At 74.1% G+C, this 17,920-nt stretch carries 13 protein-coding genes and 1 pseudogene; 10 read left to right on the forward strand and 4 right to left on the reverse strand.

The genetic code is table 11. The annotated features are described in order from the left end of the window. Nucleotides 1-112: pseudogene (locus J5Y04_RS32230) on the forward strand (transglycosylase family protein); the annotation flags it as partial. Nucleotides 113-288: 176 nt separating this feature from the next. On the opposite strand, the gene J5Y04_RS32235 reads toward J5Y04_RS32230, so the two are convergent. Next, a complete protein-coding gene (locus J5Y04_RS32235) occupies nt 289-804 on the reverse strand; it encodes a GNAT family N-acetyltransferase (RefSeq protein WP_209415943.1) in 516 nt (171 codons plus the stop codon). Nucleotides 805-1,015: 211 nt separating this feature from the next. Here J5Y04_RS32235 and J5Y04_RS32240 point away from each other — a divergent pair, with 211 nt between their 5' ends. Continuing rightward, nucleotides 1,016-1,585 carry a TetR/AcrR family transcriptional regulator gene (locus tag J5Y04_RS32240; protein WP_209415944.1) on the forward strand — a complete coding sequence of 190 codons (570 nt, stop codon included), beginning with the start codon at nt 1,016-1,018 and terminating at the stop codon, nt 1,583-1,585. Between the two features lie 314 nt (nt 1,586-1,899). Then, complete coding sequence (locus J5Y04_RS32245; protein WP_209415945.1) at nt 1,900-2,427, forward strand: RICIN domain-containing protein; 528 nt, start codon at nt 1,900-1,902, stop codon at nt 2,425-2,427. Between the two features lie 67 nt (nt 2,428-2,494). Here the strand turns inward: J5Y04_RS32245 and J5Y04_RS32250 are convergent, their stop codons facing one another. Together J5Y04_RS32250 and J5Y04_RS32255 are read right to left on the reverse strand one after the other, a co-directional pair. Continuing rightward, on the reverse strand, nt 2,495-3,565 hold the full coding sequence (locus J5Y04_RS32250) for a restriction endonuclease (RefSeq protein ID WP_209415946.1): 1,071 nt from the start codon (nt 3,563-3,565) through the stop codon (nt 2,495-2,497). Nucleotides 3,566-3,872: 307 nt separating this feature from the next. Then, nucleotides 3,873-7,076, reverse strand: coding sequence for a DEAD/DEAH box helicase (locus tag J5Y04_RS32255; RefSeq protein ID WP_307853407.1), 3,204 nt, complete (start codon nt 7,074-7,076; stop codon nt 3,873-3,875). A 252-nt stretch (nt 7,077-7,328) separates the two neighbouring features. On the opposite strand from J5Y04_RS32255, the gene J5Y04_RS32260 reads away from it, so the two are divergent. The 6 genes from J5Y04_RS32260 to J5Y04_RS32285 all read left to right on the forward strand — a co-directional run bounded on the left by J5Y04_RS32260 (nt 7,329) and on the right by J5Y04_RS32285 (nt 16,700). Further along, the gene (locus J5Y04_RS32260; protein ID WP_209415947.1) at nt 7,329-8,741 is read left to right on the forward strand and encodes a DUF2252 domain-containing protein; all 1,413 of its coding nucleotides are present in this window, start codon (nt 7,329-7,331) and stop codon (nt 8,739-8,741) included. Between the two features lie 156 nt (nt 8,742-8,897). Further along, entirely contained in the window at nt 8,898-9,383 is a 486-nt protein-coding gene (locus tag J5Y04_RS32265) for a nuclear transport factor 2 family protein (RefSeq protein ID WP_209415948.1), read from the forward strand. A gap of 61 nt (nt 9,384-9,444) precedes the next feature. Beyond that, the gene (locus J5Y04_RS32270) at nt 9,445-10,089 is read left to right on the forward strand and encodes a dihydrofolate reductase family protein (RefSeq protein WP_209415949.1); all 645 of its coding nucleotides are present in this window, start codon (nt 9,445-9,447) and stop codon (nt 10,087-10,089) included. Nucleotides 10,090-10,375: 286 nt separating this feature from the next. Then, nucleotides 10,376-13,459: a LodA/GoxA family CTQ-dependent oxidase gene (locus J5Y04_RS32275; RefSeq protein ID WP_209415950.1), complete on the forward strand. Its 3,084-nt coding sequence runs from the start codon at nt 10,376-10,378 to the stop codon at nt 13,457-13,459. After that, the gene (locus J5Y04_RS32280) at nt 13,456-14,679 is read left to right on the forward strand and encodes an FAD-dependent monooxygenase (RefSeq protein WP_307853408.1); all 1,224 of its coding nucleotides are present in this window, start codon (nt 13,456-13,458) and stop codon (nt 14,677-14,679) included. The genes J5Y04_RS32275 and J5Y04_RS32280 overlap by 4 nt, the downstream gene beginning before the upstream one ends. Before the next feature lie 32 nt (nt 14,680-14,711). After that, entirely contained in the window at nt 14,712-16,700 is a 1,989-nt protein-coding gene (locus tag J5Y04_RS32285; protein ID WP_209415951.1) for a hypothetical protein, read from the forward strand. 253 nt (nt 16,701-16,953) lie between these two features. Here the strand turns inward: J5Y04_RS32285 and J5Y04_RS32290 are convergent, their stop codons facing one another. After that, on the reverse strand, nt 16,954-17,157 hold the full coding sequence (locus J5Y04_RS32290; protein WP_209415952.1) for a cold-shock protein: 204 nt from the start codon (nt 17,155-17,157) through the stop codon (nt 16,954-16,956). A gap of 337 nt (nt 17,158-17,494) precedes the next feature. On the opposite strand from J5Y04_RS32290, the gene J5Y04_RS32295 reads away from it, so the two are divergent. Further along, nucleotides 17,495-17,902: a hypothetical protein gene (locus J5Y04_RS32295; protein WP_209415953.1), complete on the forward strand. Its 408-nt coding sequence runs from the start codon at nt 17,495-17,497 to the stop codon at nt 17,900-17,902. Nucleotides 17,903-17,920: the final 18 nt, after the last annotated feature.

Raw genomic sequence — 17,920 nt, forward strand, 5'->3', positions numbered from 1 at the left:
CCAGGCCCACCAGGCCACCAAGGCCCAGCAGATCGCCATCGGCGAGAAGGTCCTCGCCGCCCAGGGCCCCGGCGCCTGGCCCGTCTGCTCCGTCAAGGCCGGCCTCACCAAGTAACACCCCCCCGCACCCCACCCCGGTGCCACCACGACCACGCCGCTGCACCCCACCGACCCACCACGGGCCCGGAACGGTACAGCGGCGTCGTGGCATTTCCCGACCCGAAGAGGGACGTTTCCCGACCCGCCAACGTCACGCGGCGAGCCGGACAGCCCGACAGCCAGCCGGAGTCAGCCGATCGTCGCCCTCCACACGACCTCGCCGTCGCACCACCGGTCGCTGGGAGCGAGACCGGCCGCGGTGGCGACGGCGGCGGAGGCCCGGTGGTCGGGGTGGATGTGGGCGATGACCGTGTGCACCGGGTGCTCCCGGAGCCAGCCGACGAGCCCCCGTGCGGCCTCGGTCGCGATGCCGCGCCCCTGCCACGGGGTGCCCACCACCCAGGCGATCTCCGCGGTGGCCCCACGGTCGTCGGCGGTGACGGTCGCCTGGAGGGTGCCGGCCGCGCAGGCCTCGTCGCGGAGCCGGATCATCCAGTTGCACCAGGACTCGGAGGGGTCGGGCGAGCCGGCCTCCCAGCGCTCGTAGCGGGCCCGCAGGGCTTCGGCGGTCTCCGGGGCGCCGCCGATGAAGGTGTGCAGGCCGGGGTCGGACAGCACGGTGGCCATCTCCCCGGCGTGCTCGACCGCGAGCGGCAGCAGGGTCAGGCGGTCGGTGTGAATGGCCTCGGGCCGGAGAGTGGTCATGCGACCTCCTGGTCGGGACGGGAGACGGGCACGCCGGGCCGGGCGAGCGGGACCAGCAGAACCGGACCGGGCAGGGGCAGTCCGGGCAAGGAGCAGGCCGGGGCCCGGGAGCGGCCGCCGGCGCCTAGCCTGCCACAGAACTTGCCTAAGCATTTTAGGCGAGAGCATGATCGGTGCAGGCAGAGGAGCAGCAGCAGCGGAAGGGCACACGATGGCCAGATCAGGAGTGACCACGGAGCGGCTGACCCGGGCCGGCGCGGAGCTCGCCGACGAGGTCGGCTTCGCGCAGGTGACCGTGTCCGAACTCGCCAGGCGGTTCGACGTCAAGGTGGCGAGCCTGTACTCGCACGTGAAGAGCTCCCACGACCTCAGGACCAGGATCGCCCTGTTCGCTCTGGAGGAACTCGCCGACCGGGCCGCCGACGCCCTGGCCGGGCGGGCCGGCAAGGACGCCCTGGCCGCCTTCGCCGACGCCTACCGCGGTTACGCACGGCAGCACCCCGGGCGTTACGCCGCCACGCAGTACCGGCTCGACCCCGGTGACGCGGCGGCGAGCGCCGGGGTCCGGCACGCCCAGATGACCCGGGCGATCCTGCGCGGCTACGACCTGGCCGAGCCGGACCAGACCCATGCCGTCCGGATGCTCGGCGGTGTCTTCCACGGCTACGCCAGCCTGGAGCTGGGCGGGAGCTTCAGCCACACCGCCGTCGACCCGCAGGAGTCCTGGGACTGGGTGGTCGACTCCCTCGACTCCATGCTGCGGGCCCGCGCCGCACACTGAGGCCGGGGCGACGCCCGACGAGCACCGGGCACCGAACACCGGGCACGACCTGCGCACCACCCCCGTCACCCCGGCCCGGCCCGCCACCAGCGCACCACGGGGAACTTCGCCCGCCTCGCCCCCGACCCCGGGCCCCGACCCCGGGCCCCGTCCCCGGCGACCCCCCTCGCCGATGCGCCCGGCTCCGGCAAGGACGCATAAGCGGCCAGCGGTCAACGGGTTCACGCCGTCGTCCCCGTGACCGTGGCGCGCACTCTTGAAGCGCTGCACCCGCGCCGTCACCGTGTGAAAGGACTCTCTTTCGGAAGGTGACAATGAAGACGGCAATACGTCTCACCGGCACCGTACTCGCGTCCCTCGCCCTGCTGGCCGGGACGGCAGGCACCGGCCAGGCCGCCCGCGTCAACATGACGATCCGCAACACGAACTCCGGCAGGTGCCTGTCGGTCCCCGCCGCGTCGACGGAGTTCGCCTACCTCAACCAGTTCCACTGCGGGGTCTACGTGGACCAGGTCTGGAACCTCGTCTACGCCGGGGAATCCGGCGGGAAGGCCTGGTACAAGATCGTCAATGTGAACAGCGGACTGTGCCTGTCCGTGGACGCGGCATCCCAGGACGACTGGGCACTGATCACCCAGTACCCGTGCGGAACACCCCTGTACCCCGACCAGTACTGGCGGTTCGAGGACACCGACCCGAGGACCGGCGGCGACCACGTCAGGAACAGGAACAGCAACAAGTGCCTGGCGATCGCCGACGGGAGCACGGCCGAGGCCGCCAGCGCCATCCAGTACTCGTGCGGTAGTTGGAACGACCACTACTGGAAGGCCATCCCCCAGTAGGACCGGTCACCAGGTGCCGGTAGCCGGTAGCCGGCGCAGGTGCCGGCACCGGCAACCACGCCGCCGCCTACGCGTCCTCCACCTCCAGACCGTAGGCGACGACGGCCTGCCGCAGCCCGCCCGGGTAGCCGGCGAGGGCAGGGGTGAAGTCCCAGTCCCCAGCGGCGTCGCGGTCGAACCGCCCCAGCCGCATCGCGGTGTTGGCCGCGGCGCCGTCCGCCAGGTGCGCCACGGCCGGGTCCTGGTCGGCGCCGGCTTCGAGGATCAGTGCCGGTCCGGCGAACCCGGCCATGGTCGCGGCCGGGTGGTTCTCGGTGTCGGCCGCGGCGACGATCACGAGCCGGTCGGCGTCGGCGGGAAGGGCCTCGAAGTCGACCATCAGGCAGGCGTTGGCGTCACCGTAGCCGGTGACCAGCCGCACCGAGCCGTCCGGCGTCGAGCAGTTGTTGTAGAACACCAGGTGCTCGTCCGACATCGCCCGGTTCCCCTGGCACACCAGGGCGGCGATGTCGTACTCCTCCTCACCGGTCCAGTGGAGGAGGAGCCGGGCGGGCTCGGCGGCGACCTCGATCTCGGGCAGGTCGTCGCCGACGGCGGCCTGGGCCCCGTCCTGGGCGGCCTCGAACACCTCGTGGAACCCGTGGTGCTTCAGCAGGCCGACCAGCTCGGCGCCGTTGATCAGAGTGATCGGCTTGCCGGCGACGAACTGGTGCGAACTCGGGCCGAACCTGCTGGTCGTCACGAGAACGGCCTTCGTCGCCGCGCCGTCGTGCTGGAGCGTGCCGTACAGGTCCCGTACGGCCGACGGCGTGACCGTGTCCCGGTACCGCTTCACCTGGACGATCACGTTTCCGCCGCGGAAGGGGTCCGTGTCGATCCCCCGCACGTCGACGCCGCCGTCCCGTGAACGGGACGTCAGCTCGACCTTCATGCCCATGGCCTCCATCAACCGGGCGATGAGCTGCTCGAACCCGACCGGGTCCATCGCCAGCAGCAGCTGGAGCTCACGGACCCGCTTCGCCATCCGGCCACGGTTCGCGGTGGTGTCATCGCGAAGGTGGCGGAACAGCATGCGCTGCGCGCGACGCTCGTCGGTGTCGGGGTTGCCGAGGCGGTGGAGCTTCCTGCTCCGGGACATGTGGTGCTCCCTTGGACGTGACTGGTCGACGGGCAGCCGTCACGTTAGGGGACCCGCCCACGCCCCGTCAGTCGTGTGTCACAAATGAGACTTTCGGGAGCGAGTGCACACCAAGGGGCCGGGCCTCACGGGCATGGTGCGCCACCGGACCGACCGCGACTTGTCGCAGCCGTGCCGGTCTCCCCCGGCCCGCCGCCTGCACGTCTGCGGCTACCCGCCCGGGCTCGCGCCGCGTGCCGGAACGGGCGGCGGAGGGCCGTACAGCGCCGCGTCCCGCCGCCGCCGGCATGCGGTCCCCGGCCCACCGTCAGCCGACGCTGCGGTAGGCCTCGGCCCAGCCGCCCGCGGTGTGGTCGCCGCGGGTGAAGACGGCGGCGCCGGTGCGGCCGGCGGCCGGGTCGTCCGGGCCGGGGACCGGGTACGGGAGCTCGACGGGCGTGCCGGTGCCGGTGTGGCGGGCGGTGGCGGCGCCGTTCCAGGTGAGGACGGTGGCGCCGCGCGGGGCCTGTACCTCCGCGTGGCCGGTGTGCAGGGTGATCGTGGTGCGGGTGGCCCGGGCGGCGAGCAGGCTGTGGTACTCCTCGGCGGACAGCCGGCAGGTGCTGGGCGGCGTGGTGCCGGACCAGTCCGGGGCGTCGACACCGCGGGCCCGGGCCGCCTTCCACATGTCCGGGACGAGGGCGGTGGTGTGGGCGGGGGTGGCCATCTGCTCGCACATCCAGAGCAGCCGGCCGGCGCCGCGGCGGGGCCCGAGGGAACGCCAGCGGATGCGCTGGGCGAGGTCGGCGGCGACGGTGGCGATCCACGGGTGGACGGTGCCCAGGTGGCCTTGGGCACCCAGCCAGGCGAGGTAGCGCTGTGCCTCGTCCAGCACGGGGGTCATCGAGTCGGTGGGGATGCCCAGGACGTAGGCGCTGCGGCCGCGGAACGCCTGGGGGCTGTGGGCGACCAGCAGCAGGACCGCGCGCGCGAGGTCGCCGGCCACGGGCTTGGTGTCCTCCACTGCCTCCTCCCCCGGCTCCCCGGGGGTGTCGGGGCGGCCGAGGGTGCGCAGCACGTGGAACAGCGCCTGCTTGGCCCGTTCGGTGAAGGGGGCCTGTTCGAGTCCGGGGAGGTGGGTGGCCAGGGTCGCGATGAGGGCGTTCTCGGCGTTGTCGGGGTCGTCCGGGACGGGCAGTGCGTGGGCGGCCTCGGCGAGGCCGGCGGCGAGTTCGGCCTCGACCATGAAGCGGCTGGTGAGCTTGCCGAGTTCGGTGGCGGCCAGCCCGGCGTCGCCGTCGGCGGGGTCGGTGCGGCCGAGGTAGCCGGCGGCGGTGAGGAACTCGGTGGCGTCGTGCAGCGGGTCGAAGGGGTGCTGTCCCTGGTGGAAGGCGAAGGTGCGGGTCCACCACTGTTCGGCCTGGGTGAGGGTGGCGATCCGGCCCTGCACGGCCTCGGCGAGCAGGTGGTCGGAGAGCCGGTCGCGGATGCGGGAGGTGACGGTGTATCCGGCGGCCAGCCGTGCCTGCCAGTGGTGGCGCTCTCCGGGGGCGGTGAGCAGGTGGGCGAAGCCCTCGCGTTCGCCGGCGCCGATCCGGCCGGCCCGGCCGAACATCTGCTGGACCATGGAGACCTCGATCCGGTCGAGGCCGATCTGGGTGTCCCGGACGATCACGGCCCGCGCGGGCAGGTTGACGCCTGCGGCGACGGTTGAGGTGGCCACCAGGACGTCGGCCCGGCGGGTCCGGAACGCCTGTTCGGCCTCCCGCTTGAACGGCCAGTCCCGGTAGTGGAGTTGCACTCCGGCCTTGCTGCACAGGCGCTCCACCAGGTCGACGTCGTCCGCGTCCGCGCCGGTCGTGTCGACGCCGCGGTCGTGGGCCACGGCGAGCGCGGTGGTGCGCACCGAGCGTTTGCTGCCGCAGAACACCAGCACGCTGCCGCCGTCGGCGGTGTGCCGGCGGGCCAGCCGGACGGCCTCCCGGGTGCGGGTCTGGTTGCGGGTGGCCCAGTCGGGGGCATCCGCGTCCGGGGGCAGCGCGGGGAGCTGCCAGGTCAGCCGGGTGGGCCGCCAGGGGGAGCGGATCAGGCGGGCGCCCAGCCAGGCGGCGGTCTCCTCGGCGTTGGCCACGGTGGCGGACAGTCCGACGATCCGCACCCGGGCGGCGTCCTCCCGCACCCGGGCGAGGAGGGCCTCCAGGACCGGGCCGCGGACGGGGTCGCCGAGCAGGTGGATCTCGTCGACGACCAGGCAGCCGACCTCGGCGAGGGCGGCGCGCAGTGAGCTGGTCCGGCAGATCGCCTCGAACTTCTCGGTGGTGGCCACCCAGAGGTCGGCGTCGCGGATCAGGTCGGTGTCGACGGCCGCCTCGCCGGTCAGCCGGACCACCCGGCGGCCGGCCCGGCGCCAGGCGTCGAGATCGCGGTCGAGCTCGTCGGTCAGCGAGCGCTGCGGGACGAGCCAGGCGGCCTTGCGGCCGCGTTCGCAGGCGGTGAGCGCGGCGACCACGCCGATCGCGGTCTTGCCCGCCCCGGTGGGGGCGACCACCATGACGTGCCCGTCGCCGTCCAGCAGGGCCGGGACGGCGGCGCTCTGGACCGGGTTGAAGGTGGGGTGCGGCAGCAGCTCGGCCCACTGTTCGGGCACCAGCTCGTGGACCGGCACGAACGTGTCCGCGTCGTCGGCGGGCAGGTCGTCGAGGGCGTCCCACTGGGCGGCGAACGCGTCCCGGGCCGCGTGGGCGGCGGGGCCCGCGGCCGGGGTGACGGTGCCGGCCGGCCAGGCCACCAGGTCGGTGGGCCCGCCGAGGTCCGAGACGGTGGCCACGAGCTCGGCCTCGGCCCAGTGCGCGGCGCGGCGCACCTGTACGCCGAGGGCGGTCAGTTCACCGCCCAGTGCGTCGAAGTCCTCGCCGGCCGGGAGGATGACCCGGGCGTCGTCGGCGGCGCGCAGGGCGGCTTCGGGCAGTGGCCGGGCGGGGTCGGTGAGCTTGCCCCACCAGAGCGCGCGGGTCTCCGGCTGCGTGGGCCGGGGCAGGTCCTCGGGCCAGTCGGGGGCGGGGTTCGGGCGGGCCGGGAAGCCGGGCGGGCGCCAGGGCGTGACCGGTGTGACGGTCACGGCCGGTCCGCCGCCCTCCGGACAGGGACCGGGTTCCAGGCCCGCGAGGATCCGGGCGGCGGTGCGCGTGGTCGTGGTCCGCTGGGCGGGCACCGGAGCGGGCGCGGCGCCGGCCGGGCGCAGCAGCTTGTCGTAGGTCTTCACCCCCAGGTCGGCGAGGGTGTAGGCGCGCGGGCAGGTCGGACAGACCACGGCCACGTACCGGTACTGGCGCCCGCCGGACTCGTACGGGCGGCGCAACGAGTGCAGCGGCTCGCCGCAGTCCGGGCACGGGCGGGGTACCTGCTCCTGGTAGCTCCAGCCCGGTTCCGTGAAGCGCAGCAGCAGGCCCTCGGCGGGGAGGGCGCTCCCCCAGCGCTGTTCGACCAGTTGAGGGACGGTCGGCCCAGTGGTTTCGGTGTCCGGTTCGTGCACGACGGCCACTCTCTCAGCAGGCCGGCCTCCGGCGCAGGGATTTCCGGCGACCGCCCGCCCGCGTGGGCAGCTCCGGGCCGTCGTGCGGGACCGGGGCGGGGCGTCCTTCAGGGCCGGGGCGGGCTCGCGCGGCGCGCCGGATCGGGCGGGGGCGGGGATGATCGGAGGACGGCGGCCGGCGCTCCCCGGGCAGGCCGGTGCCCCCTGGCAGACGGGGGCTGGGAGTTCGGCGCGGTCGCACGGGAGGACCGAATGGGCCACGACAAGGGGCGCCCGGTGCGGCGCGCCACCCCCGAGGAGCGGGCGGCGGAGGGCCGTGCGGCGCGCCGTACGGCGCCGCGTTCCGCCCACGCCGAGTACCGGCCGGGCCCGGACCGGCCCGATCCGCTGGCGATCCTGGAGGCCCAGTCCGCGCTGCGCGTACCGGAGCTGGTGCCGATCCGGTACGGACGGATGACCGAGTCCCCGTTCCGGTTCTACCGGGGTGCGGCCGCGATCATGGCGTCCGATCTCGCGGGGACCCCCGACTCGGGTGTCCGGGTTCAGCTGTGCGGTGACGCCCACATGCTGAACTTCCGGCTGCTCGCCTCGCCGGAGCGGCGGCTGGTCTTCGACATCAACGACTTCGACGAGACGCTGCCGGGCCCCTGGGAGTGGGACGTGAAGCGGCTGTCGTCCAGCCTGGTGATCGCGGGCAGGGCGAACGACTTCGACGAGTCGGTGCGTGCGGACATCGTCGCCGCGACGGTCCGCTCCTACCGGGAGGCGATGTGGCGGTTCGCCGAGATGCGCAACCTGGACGTCTGGTACGCGCAGCTGGACTCGGAGCGCCTGCAGGAGATGGCGGTGGGCCGGGTGTCCAAACGGGCGCGTCATGAGCTCGACGTGGCGATGTCGAAGGCGCGCACCCGCGACAGCCTCCAGGCCTTCGAGAAGCTCACCGAGGTGGTGGACGGCCGGCGGCGGATCGCCGCCGATCCGCCGTTGCTGGTCCCGATCGCCGACTTCCTGCCGGATATCGAGCGGACGTCCCTGATGGCGCAGTTCCACGACCTCGTCGAGCGTTACGCACACACCCTGCCGTCCGACCGGCGCGCCCTGCTCAGCGGATTCCAGCTGGTGGACGTGGCCCGCAAGGTGGTCGGTGTCGGCAGCGTCGGCACCCGGTGCTGGATCTTCCTGCTGCTCGGCCGGGACTCCGAGGACCCGCTGTTCCTCCAGGCCAAGGAGGCCGGCCCCTCGGTGCTGGCAGCGCACGTCGGTGCGAGCCGGTACCGCAACCAGGGTGAACGGGTGGTCTCCGGCCAGCGGCTGATGCAGGCCACCAGTGACATCTTCCTCGGCTGGGAGCGGGTCGAGGGGATCGACGGCAAGACCCGGGACTTCTACGTCCGCCAGCTCCGCGACTGGAAGGGCATCGCGGTGGCCGAGAACATGGTGCCGCGCGGCATGCTGGCCTTCGGCGAGCTGTGCGGCGCCACGCTGGCCCGGGCGCACGCGCGGTCCGGGGACCGCATCGCGATCGCCGCCTACCTCGGGAAGGGTGACGCGTTCGACCGGGCCCTGGTGCGGTTCGCGGAGGCGTACGCCGACCAGAACGAACGGGACCACGCGGCTCTGGTCGAGGCGGTCCGCATGGGCCGGCTCCCGTCCGAAGCGGGCTGAGCCCGCGCCGGGCCGCCGCCCTCGCGAGGCGGGCGGCGGTGGCGCGGACGGGCCGCCCCCGCCCGGCGGCGGCACGGACCGGCCGGTCCGTGCCCGCCCGAACGCGCCGTCCGATAGCCGCCAGCCGGCCGCGGCCGGGGCCGCCACGATGGCCGCATGAGCACAACGAGTGAACACCCTCCCGTCCGTGCCGTCCTGGACCGGTTCTTCGGGGCCGAGGCCGCGTACCTGGCCGCCGGCGGCCCCGGCCGGGCTCCGTTCGACGACCTGGCGAGCTGCCTGACCCCCGATGTGACGCTCGTCCAGGCGGACGGCCTCCCCTACGGGGGCGTCTACCGGGGGCCGGACGGCGTCGAGCGGTTCATGGCGGAGATGAGCAGGTACTGGACCTCGCTGGACTTCCTGGAACAGCGGTTCGTCATCGACGGGGACACCGCGGTGGTGTTCAACCGCGGCACCCTGACCGCGCGCGGCAGCGGACGGCGGCTGGAGACGGCGGTCATGCAGCTGATGACCTTGCGCGGCGGCCGGATCGCCGACATCCGGCCGTTCTACTGGGACACCCTCGCCGTCGCCCGCACCCTCGGCCCGGACGCCTCGCGGGCGAGTCGGTCGCCGGGCGGCCCGGAGGCGGCGGGATAGCCTCGGACTCCGGCCGGTGCGGCCCGCCCGCGCCGGCGTGCCGAGTTCCGGAGGTCTGCCCGTGTCCCTGGTCCGCGTCCACAACTTCTCGGTCTCGCTCGACGGTTACGGGACCGGTGAGGGGCAGAGCCTGGAGGCCCCGTTCGGCCACGCCGGTGACCGCCTCCACCAGTGGTTCTTCCGCACCAGGACGTTCCGCCGGATGCAGGGCCAGGAGGGCGGCGACACCGGCGTCGACGACGCGATGGCCCGGGCGTGGGGCGACGGCATCGGTGCGGAGATCATGGGGCGGAACAAGTTCGGCCCCCAGCGGGGCCCTTGGGAGAACCACGACTGGAACGGCTGGTGGGGGCCGGACCCGGTGTTCCACACCCCGGTCTTCGTGCTGACCCACCATCCGCGGCCCTCGGTGGAGATGGAGGGCGGCACCACCTTCCACTTCGTCGACGCCGCCCCGGAGGAGGCGCTCCGCCAGGCCCGGGCGGCCGCCGGCGGCCTGGACGTCCGGATCGGCGGCGGGCCCGCCACCATCCGCGCCTTCCTGGCCGCCGACCTGGTCGACCACCTGCACGTCGTCGTGGTGCCGATCGTCCTCGGCCGCGGCGAACGCCTGTGGGACGGGCTCGAAGGGGTCGAGGAGCGGTTCCGCACCGAGTCGGTGACCAGCCCGAGCGGCGTGACGCACGTGACCTTCACCCGCGTCTGACCCACGGCCGCCGCCCCGCGCCGCCCAGGCCGGCGGGGATGCCTGCGGCGAGCGGGCCGGCCCGCCGGCGGCGCCCGGTGGCGCATCCACCGGGGCCCGGGGAGTGCGAGCGCTGCTGGCCGATTGGAGTGAGCCGACGGCCGCGGGCCCGGCCGTGTGCTCGGTTCGGGCGTACGTCGGCGCGCCGCGCCGCACAGGTCTGTGCACGCTGGATCGGGCGGGTGGACGGAGGCGAAGCCCTCCGGACCGCCCGCCCGGCAGACCGCTGCACGGATCGGAGCACCGCATGACCGGGACCCCCGCACCCCTCGACGCCGATGACGAGAACGGCCCGAACCGCCCGAACAGCCCGCAGGAAACGGACGGCGCCAACGCAGGACCTCCGCAGTTGCCGGGCTGCGCCGAGGACGCGGCCGCCGCCCTCAAGGAGATGTTCGTCGGCCTGACGCAGGGCGGCCGGATCTCCCGCGGCCAGGACCCCGTCAAACGGCCGGTGTTCCTCAAGCCGCACGGCGTGGCCCGCGGCGTGCTGACGGTCTCCCCCGACCTGCCCGCCGACCTGCGCCTCGGGTTCCTGAAGACCGCCCACGAACGGCCGGAGGGCCTGACCGCCTGGGTGCGCTTCTCCAGCGACACCGTGCCCGGCAGCCCGGACCTGGACACCACCCTCGGCATCGGCGTCAAGCTGTTCGACGTCCCCGGTCCGAAGCTGCTGGACGGCGAGCACGGGGCCGGCACCCAGGACCTGCTGCTGCAGAACCACGACGTCTTCTTCGTCGACACCGCCCAGGACATGTGCGAGTTCACCAAGGCCGGTGTCGTCGAAGGCTCCTACGACCGGTACCTGCGCGACCACCCGGTCACCCAGGAGATCCTCGACGCCATGGCCCGGTTCGAGGAGAGCGTGCTCACCGCCACGTACTGGGGCGTGCTGCCCTACGCATTCGGCTCCGAGCGCTTCGTCAAGTACAAGCTGGTGCCCGCCGGTTGCGAACCCGGCGACCCGGCCGCCGTGCCGCCCGACGAGAACCCCGCGTACCTGGCCGCCGACCTGCGGCACCGGCTCGCGGCGGGCACGGCCGCGTTCGATCTCATGCTGCAGTTCCGGACCGACCCGGAGCGCATGCCGCTGGACCGGGCCACCGTGCGCTGGGAGGAGGCCGAGAGCGAACCGGTGACGGTGGCCCGGCTGACCCTCCGGAAGCAGGACGTCGCCGCCCGGGGCCAGGCCGCCTACGGCGAGAACCTCGCCTACAACCCGTGGCACACCCTGGCCGAGCACCGCCCGGTGGGCAGCATCGCCGAGGTGCGCAGGACCGTCTACCAGGCCTCGGCGGAACAACGCCGCGACGTCAACGGCATCCCGGCGACCGAGCCCGGCCCGGCCCGCCCGCTGATCACGCCGCCGCCCGGCCGCGACACCCGGATCGTCCGCGCCGCCGTGCACCCGGCGATCGGGGTGGCCCGGGTCGGCGACAGCGCGGAGGAGTACGTCCTCGCCCCCGAGGTCGACCAGCCGCAGCCGCTGCCCGCCGGGAGCTACAAGGACGCCACCGGCGCCCTGAAGCGACAGGCCGTCCGGTTCCGCGTCTACGGCTACAACGCCGCCGGCGAACCGGTCGCCGAACTGACCGCCGACAACGCGGACCTGCGCTGGACGGTGCACGTCGCCAACCGCAAGGCCGCCTGGTACCAGTTCCAGCTGGCCCTCGACATCCCGGAGGCCGACCGGACCGACGACAGCAACCTGCGCAACCCCAAGGTCCCGGCCGCCCAGCGCGACCGCCTGGTCATCGACCCCGGCCACCGGTCGGTGCGCGGCCGCAACCGGTCCGGCGGCCCCGGGCTCCTGTTCGACACCGGCACCTTCCTGGATCGGCCCGTCTACCTCGGGGAGCTGCGCACCGACGAGAGCGGACGACTGATCTTCCTCGGCGGCCGGGGAGTCTCGGCGTCCGCCACCGACACCCCCGCCGACACCTTCGCCAACAACGACGGCTGGCACGACGACGTCTCCGACGGCCCGGTCACCGCCGAGGTCAGCATCGACGGGCGGCCGATCCCGGTCGAGCCGGGGTGGGTGGTGACCGCACCGCCCAACTACGCGCCCGAACTCACCTCGGTGCGCACGATGTACGACCTGGTCCGCGACGCCTTCGTCACCGCCGGACTCCTCCCCGAACCGGCGCAGCCCTCCTTCACCCGCGACGTGCTGCCCGTCCTGCGCCGCCTGTGCGACCTGCAGTGGGTCAACCAGGGCGTGGCCGTCCAACTGGGTCACGGCGGGCGCGAGGACCTCCTCGCCCCCGACCGCCTCGCCGCCCTGGCGGACCCCTCGCCCGTCCACCGGGAGCTGCGCCGGCAGGTCTGGCTGACGATCCGCAACTACGACCGTGACGGCTTCTCCCCCGTGCCGTGGCCGGGGGTCTACGGCGACGCGATGAACGTACCGGCCCAGTCGGTGCGCCAGCACGTGACGCTCTCCCCGCTCCAGTACCGCCTCCTGGAACGCTGGGCCCGCGGGGACTTCGCCGCCGACCTCGACGCACAGGCCGCACCGCCCGCCTCCCTCGACGAGGTCCCCTTCCCCGAGCGGCCCCGGACCCTCGACCGCGCGGCGCTGTCGTTCTGCCTCGCCGACGCCTTCCACCCCGGCTGCGAACTCACCTGGCCGATGCGCCACACCACCCTGTACAGCAGCCCCTTCCGGGTGCGCCGGCGCGATCCGGACCTGCCGCCCCCGCCCTCCTACGGACCGACGCTCACCCCGCAGACCGCCCTCTCCTTCGACGGCCCGCTCTACGCCCAGCAGCCTGGCGACCTCACCCGGTGGATGGCCGTGCCCTGGCAGACCGACACCGCGAGCTGCCGGTCCGGCTACGAGTACCTCTCCGGCTTCGGCATCTACGACCCGTACCTCCCCACCTTCTGGCCGGCCCGGGTGCCCAACCACGTGATCGCCGAGGAGGAGTACGAGATCGTCATGGACACCTCCCGGCCGATGGCGGAGCGCCTGGCCGCGTTCGGCAACCGGCGGGCCTGGCTCCGCTGGCTCCCCCCGCGCTACGTCGACGCCATCAACGCCATGGTGACGGACTTCGGCAAGCTCGGTGTCGTCGAGCGCCGCCCCGGACCCACCGACGACCCCCGCCTCCCGGCGGAGCTGCTGGTCGAGTCCGAGGTGACCTTCCCGGCCGAGCCCGCACCGCCGGCCCGGCGCAACCTGGTCGCCCTGCACGTGCCGCTCGGCGCCGACCCGGTGCTCGGCGAGGCCGCGATGGCCACCGCCGTCACCATGGCGGAGCTGCCCGACGAGGAGGTCTCGGCGGGCTACATCGACAAGGTCAAACGCCTGCGGCGCGACCGGTGACGACCCGCCTGCGCCCGCCGGGGCCCGTCGACGCCGTGGTGGCCGGCGGCGGCCCGGCGGGCTCCGTCGCGGCGCTGGTGCTGGCGGCCGCCGGCCGGCGCGTCCTACTCCTCGACGCCGGCGGGCACCCCGCACCGCCCGCCGGCCCGGGCGCGTTCAAGATCGGGGAGTCCCTGCCGCCCGCCGCCCGGCCGCTCCTGCGCGACCTCGGGCTGCTGGAGGGCTTCCTCGCCGCCGGGCACCCCGCGTCCACGGGCACGTACTCCGCTTGGGGTTCGCCCGCACTGCACGGCAGCAGCCACCTCTTCGACCCGAACGGGCACGGCTGGCACCTCGACCGGCTCCGCTTCGACGCCTTCCTGCGGGACGCCGCCGTGGCGGCCGGCGCCGAACTGCGACGCGCCACCGTACTGGCCCAGCCCGGCGAGGGCCTGATCGTCCGTGAGCACGACACCGGCACGGTGGCGGAGCTGCGGGGCCGCTGGACGGTGGACGCCACCGGCCGGCGCTGCGTCATCGGCCGCCGGCGCGGCCGCCGCCACCGGCAGGACCGGCTCGTCGCCGCGTACGCCGTGCTCCCGGGCCGGCACCCCGCGGACCGGGCGGGCACGGAGGACGGCGCCCGCCGGGCGCACCGGGAGGACGCCGCTCACCGGTCGGGCCCGGAGGACGCCGAGGCGCGCACACTCGTCGAGGCGGCGCCGGACGGCTGGTGGTACACCACCCGGGTCCCGGCCGGGCGCCTGGTCGCCCACCTGACCGACCCCGACCTCGCCGACCCCTCCCTGCGGACCCCGCAGGGCTTCTGGCATGGCATCACCCGGACCGACCACGTCCGTCGGCGGCTGGACAGCTACGACCCCGCCACCACCCCCGTCCCGCGCTGGACGCCCGCCCACGGCGTGCGGCTCGGCCCGGCCGCCGGCCCGGGCTGGGTGGCGGCCGGGGACGCCGCCCTCGCCTTCGACCCGCTCTCCTCGCAGGGCATCCTCACCGCGCTGCTCACCGGGGCCCGCGCCGGGCAGGCCGTCGCCGCGTGCCTGGCCGCCCCGGGCCGCGCGGCCCACGCCCTCGCCGACTACACGGCGTTCCTGGGCGGCGTCGCGGACGCCTACCGAAGAAACCATGCGTATGCGTACGACCAGGAACGGCGCTGGCCCTTGAGCCCGTTCTGGCAGCGCCGCCGAACGGGCGGGGCCTCCCTGCCCGGCATAGCCTGAAAGAGCCCGACCACTCCTCCATGGGGGCAGTCATGACAGCTCCAGCTCCGACGCATGCCGTCTGGGACGCCACGGAGATCACCCAGTCGGTGCAGGACCTCCAGCACCGCGTCACCCTCGTCGCCGGCAAGGTCACCGTGGTCCGCGTCTACGTGAGCGGGACCAGCGGCCCCGCCACCCGCGTGCGCGGCACGGTGACGCTGATCCGGTCGACGACGGACCCCGGCGTCAAGGTGACGTCGGCCAACGCCATCGCCCTCGACCCGGACGCCACGCAGAACCTCTCCGCCCGCCGCGCCGACGCGGACCTCAGCCTCAACTTCCTCGTGCCGCCCGCCCTGACGGCGGAGGGGCCGCTCAGCGTGAGCTCGGTGACCCTGAGCGACGCCCTGACCGGCGCCACCCTCCCGCTCGGCCCGACGGGTGGCGGCCCGACCGTACTGTTCCGCACCGGTCCCCCGCTGCGGATCCGCGTCCTCGGGCTGCGCTACACCAGCACCGACCCGCCGGGCACCTTCGCCCCGCGGGACCGGGACTTCACCGCCCTGGTCAGCTGGCTGCGACGCGCCTACCCGGTGGCCGAGGTCATCAGCTCACACGCCGTCATCGACGCCACCCCCGCCGTCCCCTTCACGTGCGAGGACACCAACGCCCAGCTCGCGGCCATCCGCAACCTGGACGTCAGCGCCGGCGCCGACCCGCGCACCCACTACATCGGCCAGGTGGCCGACGGCGGGTTCTTCATGCGGGGCTGCTCCTCCGGCCTCCCCGTGGTGGCCGACCCGACCGTCGTCGCCTCGTCGCCCTGCGGTTCGGCCTCCTTCGGCTGGGACTTCGACGGCACCTACGGCGACTGGTACGGCGGCCACGAACTCGGCCACACCTTCGGCCGCCTGCACCCCGGCTTCTGCGGCGAGTCCGCCGACGACCGGCAGAACTACCCGTTCCAGAGCGGGCAGATCGCCGACGGTCCGGACACCTTCGTCGGGTTCGACGTCGGCGACTCCGCGCTGAACCTGCCGATGAAGGCCCGGCCGGGGATGCAGTGGCACGACGTGATGACCTACTGCGACCGCCAGTGGATGAGCAGCTACACCTACGAGGGCATCCGGCGACGGCTGGTGGCCGAGAACGCGCTCGTGGCCGGCGCCCCGCAGCCCGAGGGCGCGACACCACCCGCCCTCGCCCCGCTCACCGTCGTCCCGGTCGCCGGGCGTCCGGCACCTCCCGGGTCCGCCGGGTCCCCCGGATCCGCAGGGTCCGCCGGCGGCCGCCCTGACGAGCGGTTCCCGAGCCTGGCCGTCACCCCGGCGCCTCCCCCCGAGGCCGCACCTGCCCTGCGGACGGCCGAGGCGGCCCCGGAGGGCGGGCAACTCGTCAGCGTCGTCGGTACGGTGAACCTCACCCGGCGCGAGGGCGGCATCCGCTTCGTCAACCCGGTCACGCCCCTGGCCGCCCGGTCCGCCCCGCCCGCCGGCGCGCCCGGCCCCGACGGTGTGGCCGCCGGCCCGGACGGCGGGGCGGGCCCGAACGGCGGGAGCGCGGTGCTCCTGCGGATCCGGCAGACGGACGGTGCACCGCCGCGCGAGGTCCCGGTCACGGTCAGGCTCGCTTCCGAGCTGGCCCCGGGCGACGACCGCACCGGCCTGGTGGACGCCGTCGTACCGCTCGGGGCCGACCCGGAGGCGATCGAACTGGTCGTCGGCGGACAGGTCGTGGACACCTTCCGCCCCGGGGGCCCGCCCCGGGCCCTGCGCTCCGCCCGCCACGCGCAGGCCCGGCCCGGGACGTTCGAGCTGGCGCTGGACTTCGAGCAGCAGCCGGACCCCGGCCAGACCTTCGCCGCGCAGGTCAGCACCGACGACGGCGGCACCTGGCAGACGATCGGCGTCGGCCTGAAGGACCCTCTGCTCCAGGTGGACCGCAGCCAGTTCCGCCCGGGCGACAAGGTCCGGCTGAGGATCATCACCACCAACGGATTCACGAGCACCACGGCCGACGTCCAACAGATCCAGGTGTGACCCCCGAGGACCGGTCCAGCACGGATCCCCTGCGCCTTCCCGGTCAGGCGTAGAACCACTCCGTTCGCGGCAGGCCCTGGGTGATCACGGAGCGTGGCAGCTCTGTGATCACCCAAGGCCCGTACCCGTTTCGCGACGGGGCTCCCGACCGCGCCCATCTGCGCGGTCTCCCGAGCGAGGCGTTGTGGCCGGCGGAGACGCGAAGGCGCCCCGCACACGGGTACGTGCGGGGCGCCCGTTGATGTACCGGAGGTCAGGCGGGGCGGATGTGCTCGGCCTGCGGGCCCTTCTGGCCCTGTACGACGTCGAAGGTCACCTTCTGGCCCTCCTGGAGTTCACGGAAGCCCTGGGCGTCGATGTTCGAGAAGTGGGCGAACACGTCGGGGCCGCCGCCGTCCTGTTCGATGAAGCCGAAGCCCTTTTCGGCGTTGAACCATTTCACTGTGCCGGTCGCCATGCGCTTCTCCCTCGTGGGAACCGATCGGGTCCCACTGGTGTGGGCCCGGAGGTGATCGCCCTGGTCCGGAGATGCGTTGAACAGCAAGTACCCCGCGGCAGGTAGCCGCAAGCGAGGACTTCGGAACCACGACTGCTTGATCGAAACGTTACACCGCAGGGGACCCCACAGCCGGGGAGTCGCACCGGACACGAAGTGGCGTGACCGTGGCGCCCGCACGCGCTTCGGTCGGATCGAGCCGTCGGCGTGGTCGAACACGAGCGAACCCCTGCCGAACAGATGCGGGAGGCCTCGCACTGGCAGACCCTGGGAGAGGAACCGACCTCGGAGGAGAGCGATGACCAGTACCAGTGGCTCACGGGAACCGAGCGCCATGGTGCACATGTCGATCTCCGGTGCGCCATCCGCGGCGAACGTGGTCGCCGACACCGTGGCGCAGTCGTACAGGCTGACCGCTGTCCCCGGCCTCGGCCCAGCAGGGGACTACGTCTCACCCGCCGATCAGGTCGTCCGCACCCGCTGGCAGGTGGACACGTCGGCGCCGATCGAAGAAACCGAACCGTCGGTTGCCCTCGCAGATGCCGGCGCCGGCCCGGTGAAAGTGGAGCTCAGCGGCCGACGCGATGCCGTCGTCAAGGTCGATGCGCTGATCCGCGCCCGCTTCCGCGCCGGACCGCCCTCGGGATTCTCACAGTCCTTCGAAGTCTGGCCCGGGAGTCCGCCGCACGCCACAGGCCGGCCCTGACCGAACCGGCACACGCCC

This window comes from Kitasatospora sp. RG8 (assembly GCF_017813315.1).
In the GTDB taxonomy this organism is placed as follows: Bacteria; Actinomycetota; Actinomycetes; order Streptomycetales; family Streptomycetaceae; genus Kitasatospora.

Bases quoted from the DNA above. Each gene is read 5' to 3' on its own strand.
- J5Y04_RS32235 (WP_209415943.1), bottom strand. From the start codon at position 804: ATGACCACTCTCCGGCCCGAGGCCATTCACACCGACCGCCTGACCCTG.
- J5Y04_RS32240 (WP_209415944.1), top strand. From the start codon at position 1,016: ATGGCCAGATCAGGAGTGACCACGGAGCGGCTGACCCGGGCCGGCGCG.
- J5Y04_RS32245 (WP_209415945.1), top strand. From the start codon at position 1,900: ATGAAGACGGCAATACGTCTCACCGGCACCGTACTCGCGTCCCTCGCC.
- J5Y04_RS32250 (WP_209415946.1), bottom strand. From the start codon at position 3,565: ATGTCCCGGAGCAGGAAGCTCCACCGCCTCGGCAACCCCGACACCGAC.
- J5Y04_RS32260 (WP_209415947.1), top strand. From the start codon at position 7,329: ATGGGCCACGACAAGGGGCGCCCGGTGCGGCGCGCCACCCCCGAGGAG.
- J5Y04_RS32265 (WP_209415948.1), top strand. From the start codon at position 8,898: ATGAGCACAACGAGTGAACACCCTCCCGTCCGTGCCGTCCTGGACCGG.
- J5Y04_RS32275 (WP_209415950.1), top strand. From the start codon at position 10,376: ATGACCGGGACCCCCGCACCCCTCGACGCCGATGACGAGAACGGCCCG.
- J5Y04_RS32285 (WP_209415951.1), top strand. From the start codon at position 14,712: ATGACAGCTCCAGCTCCGACGCATGCCGTCTGGGACGCCACGGAGATC.
- J5Y04_RS32290 (WP_209415952.1), bottom strand. From the start codon at position 17,157: ATGGCGACCGGCACAGTGAAATGGTTCAACGCCGAAAAGGGCTTCGGC.
- J5Y04_RS32295 (WP_209415953.1), top strand. From the start codon at position 17,495: ATGACCAGTACCAGTGGCTCACGGGAACCGAGCGCCATGGTGCACATG.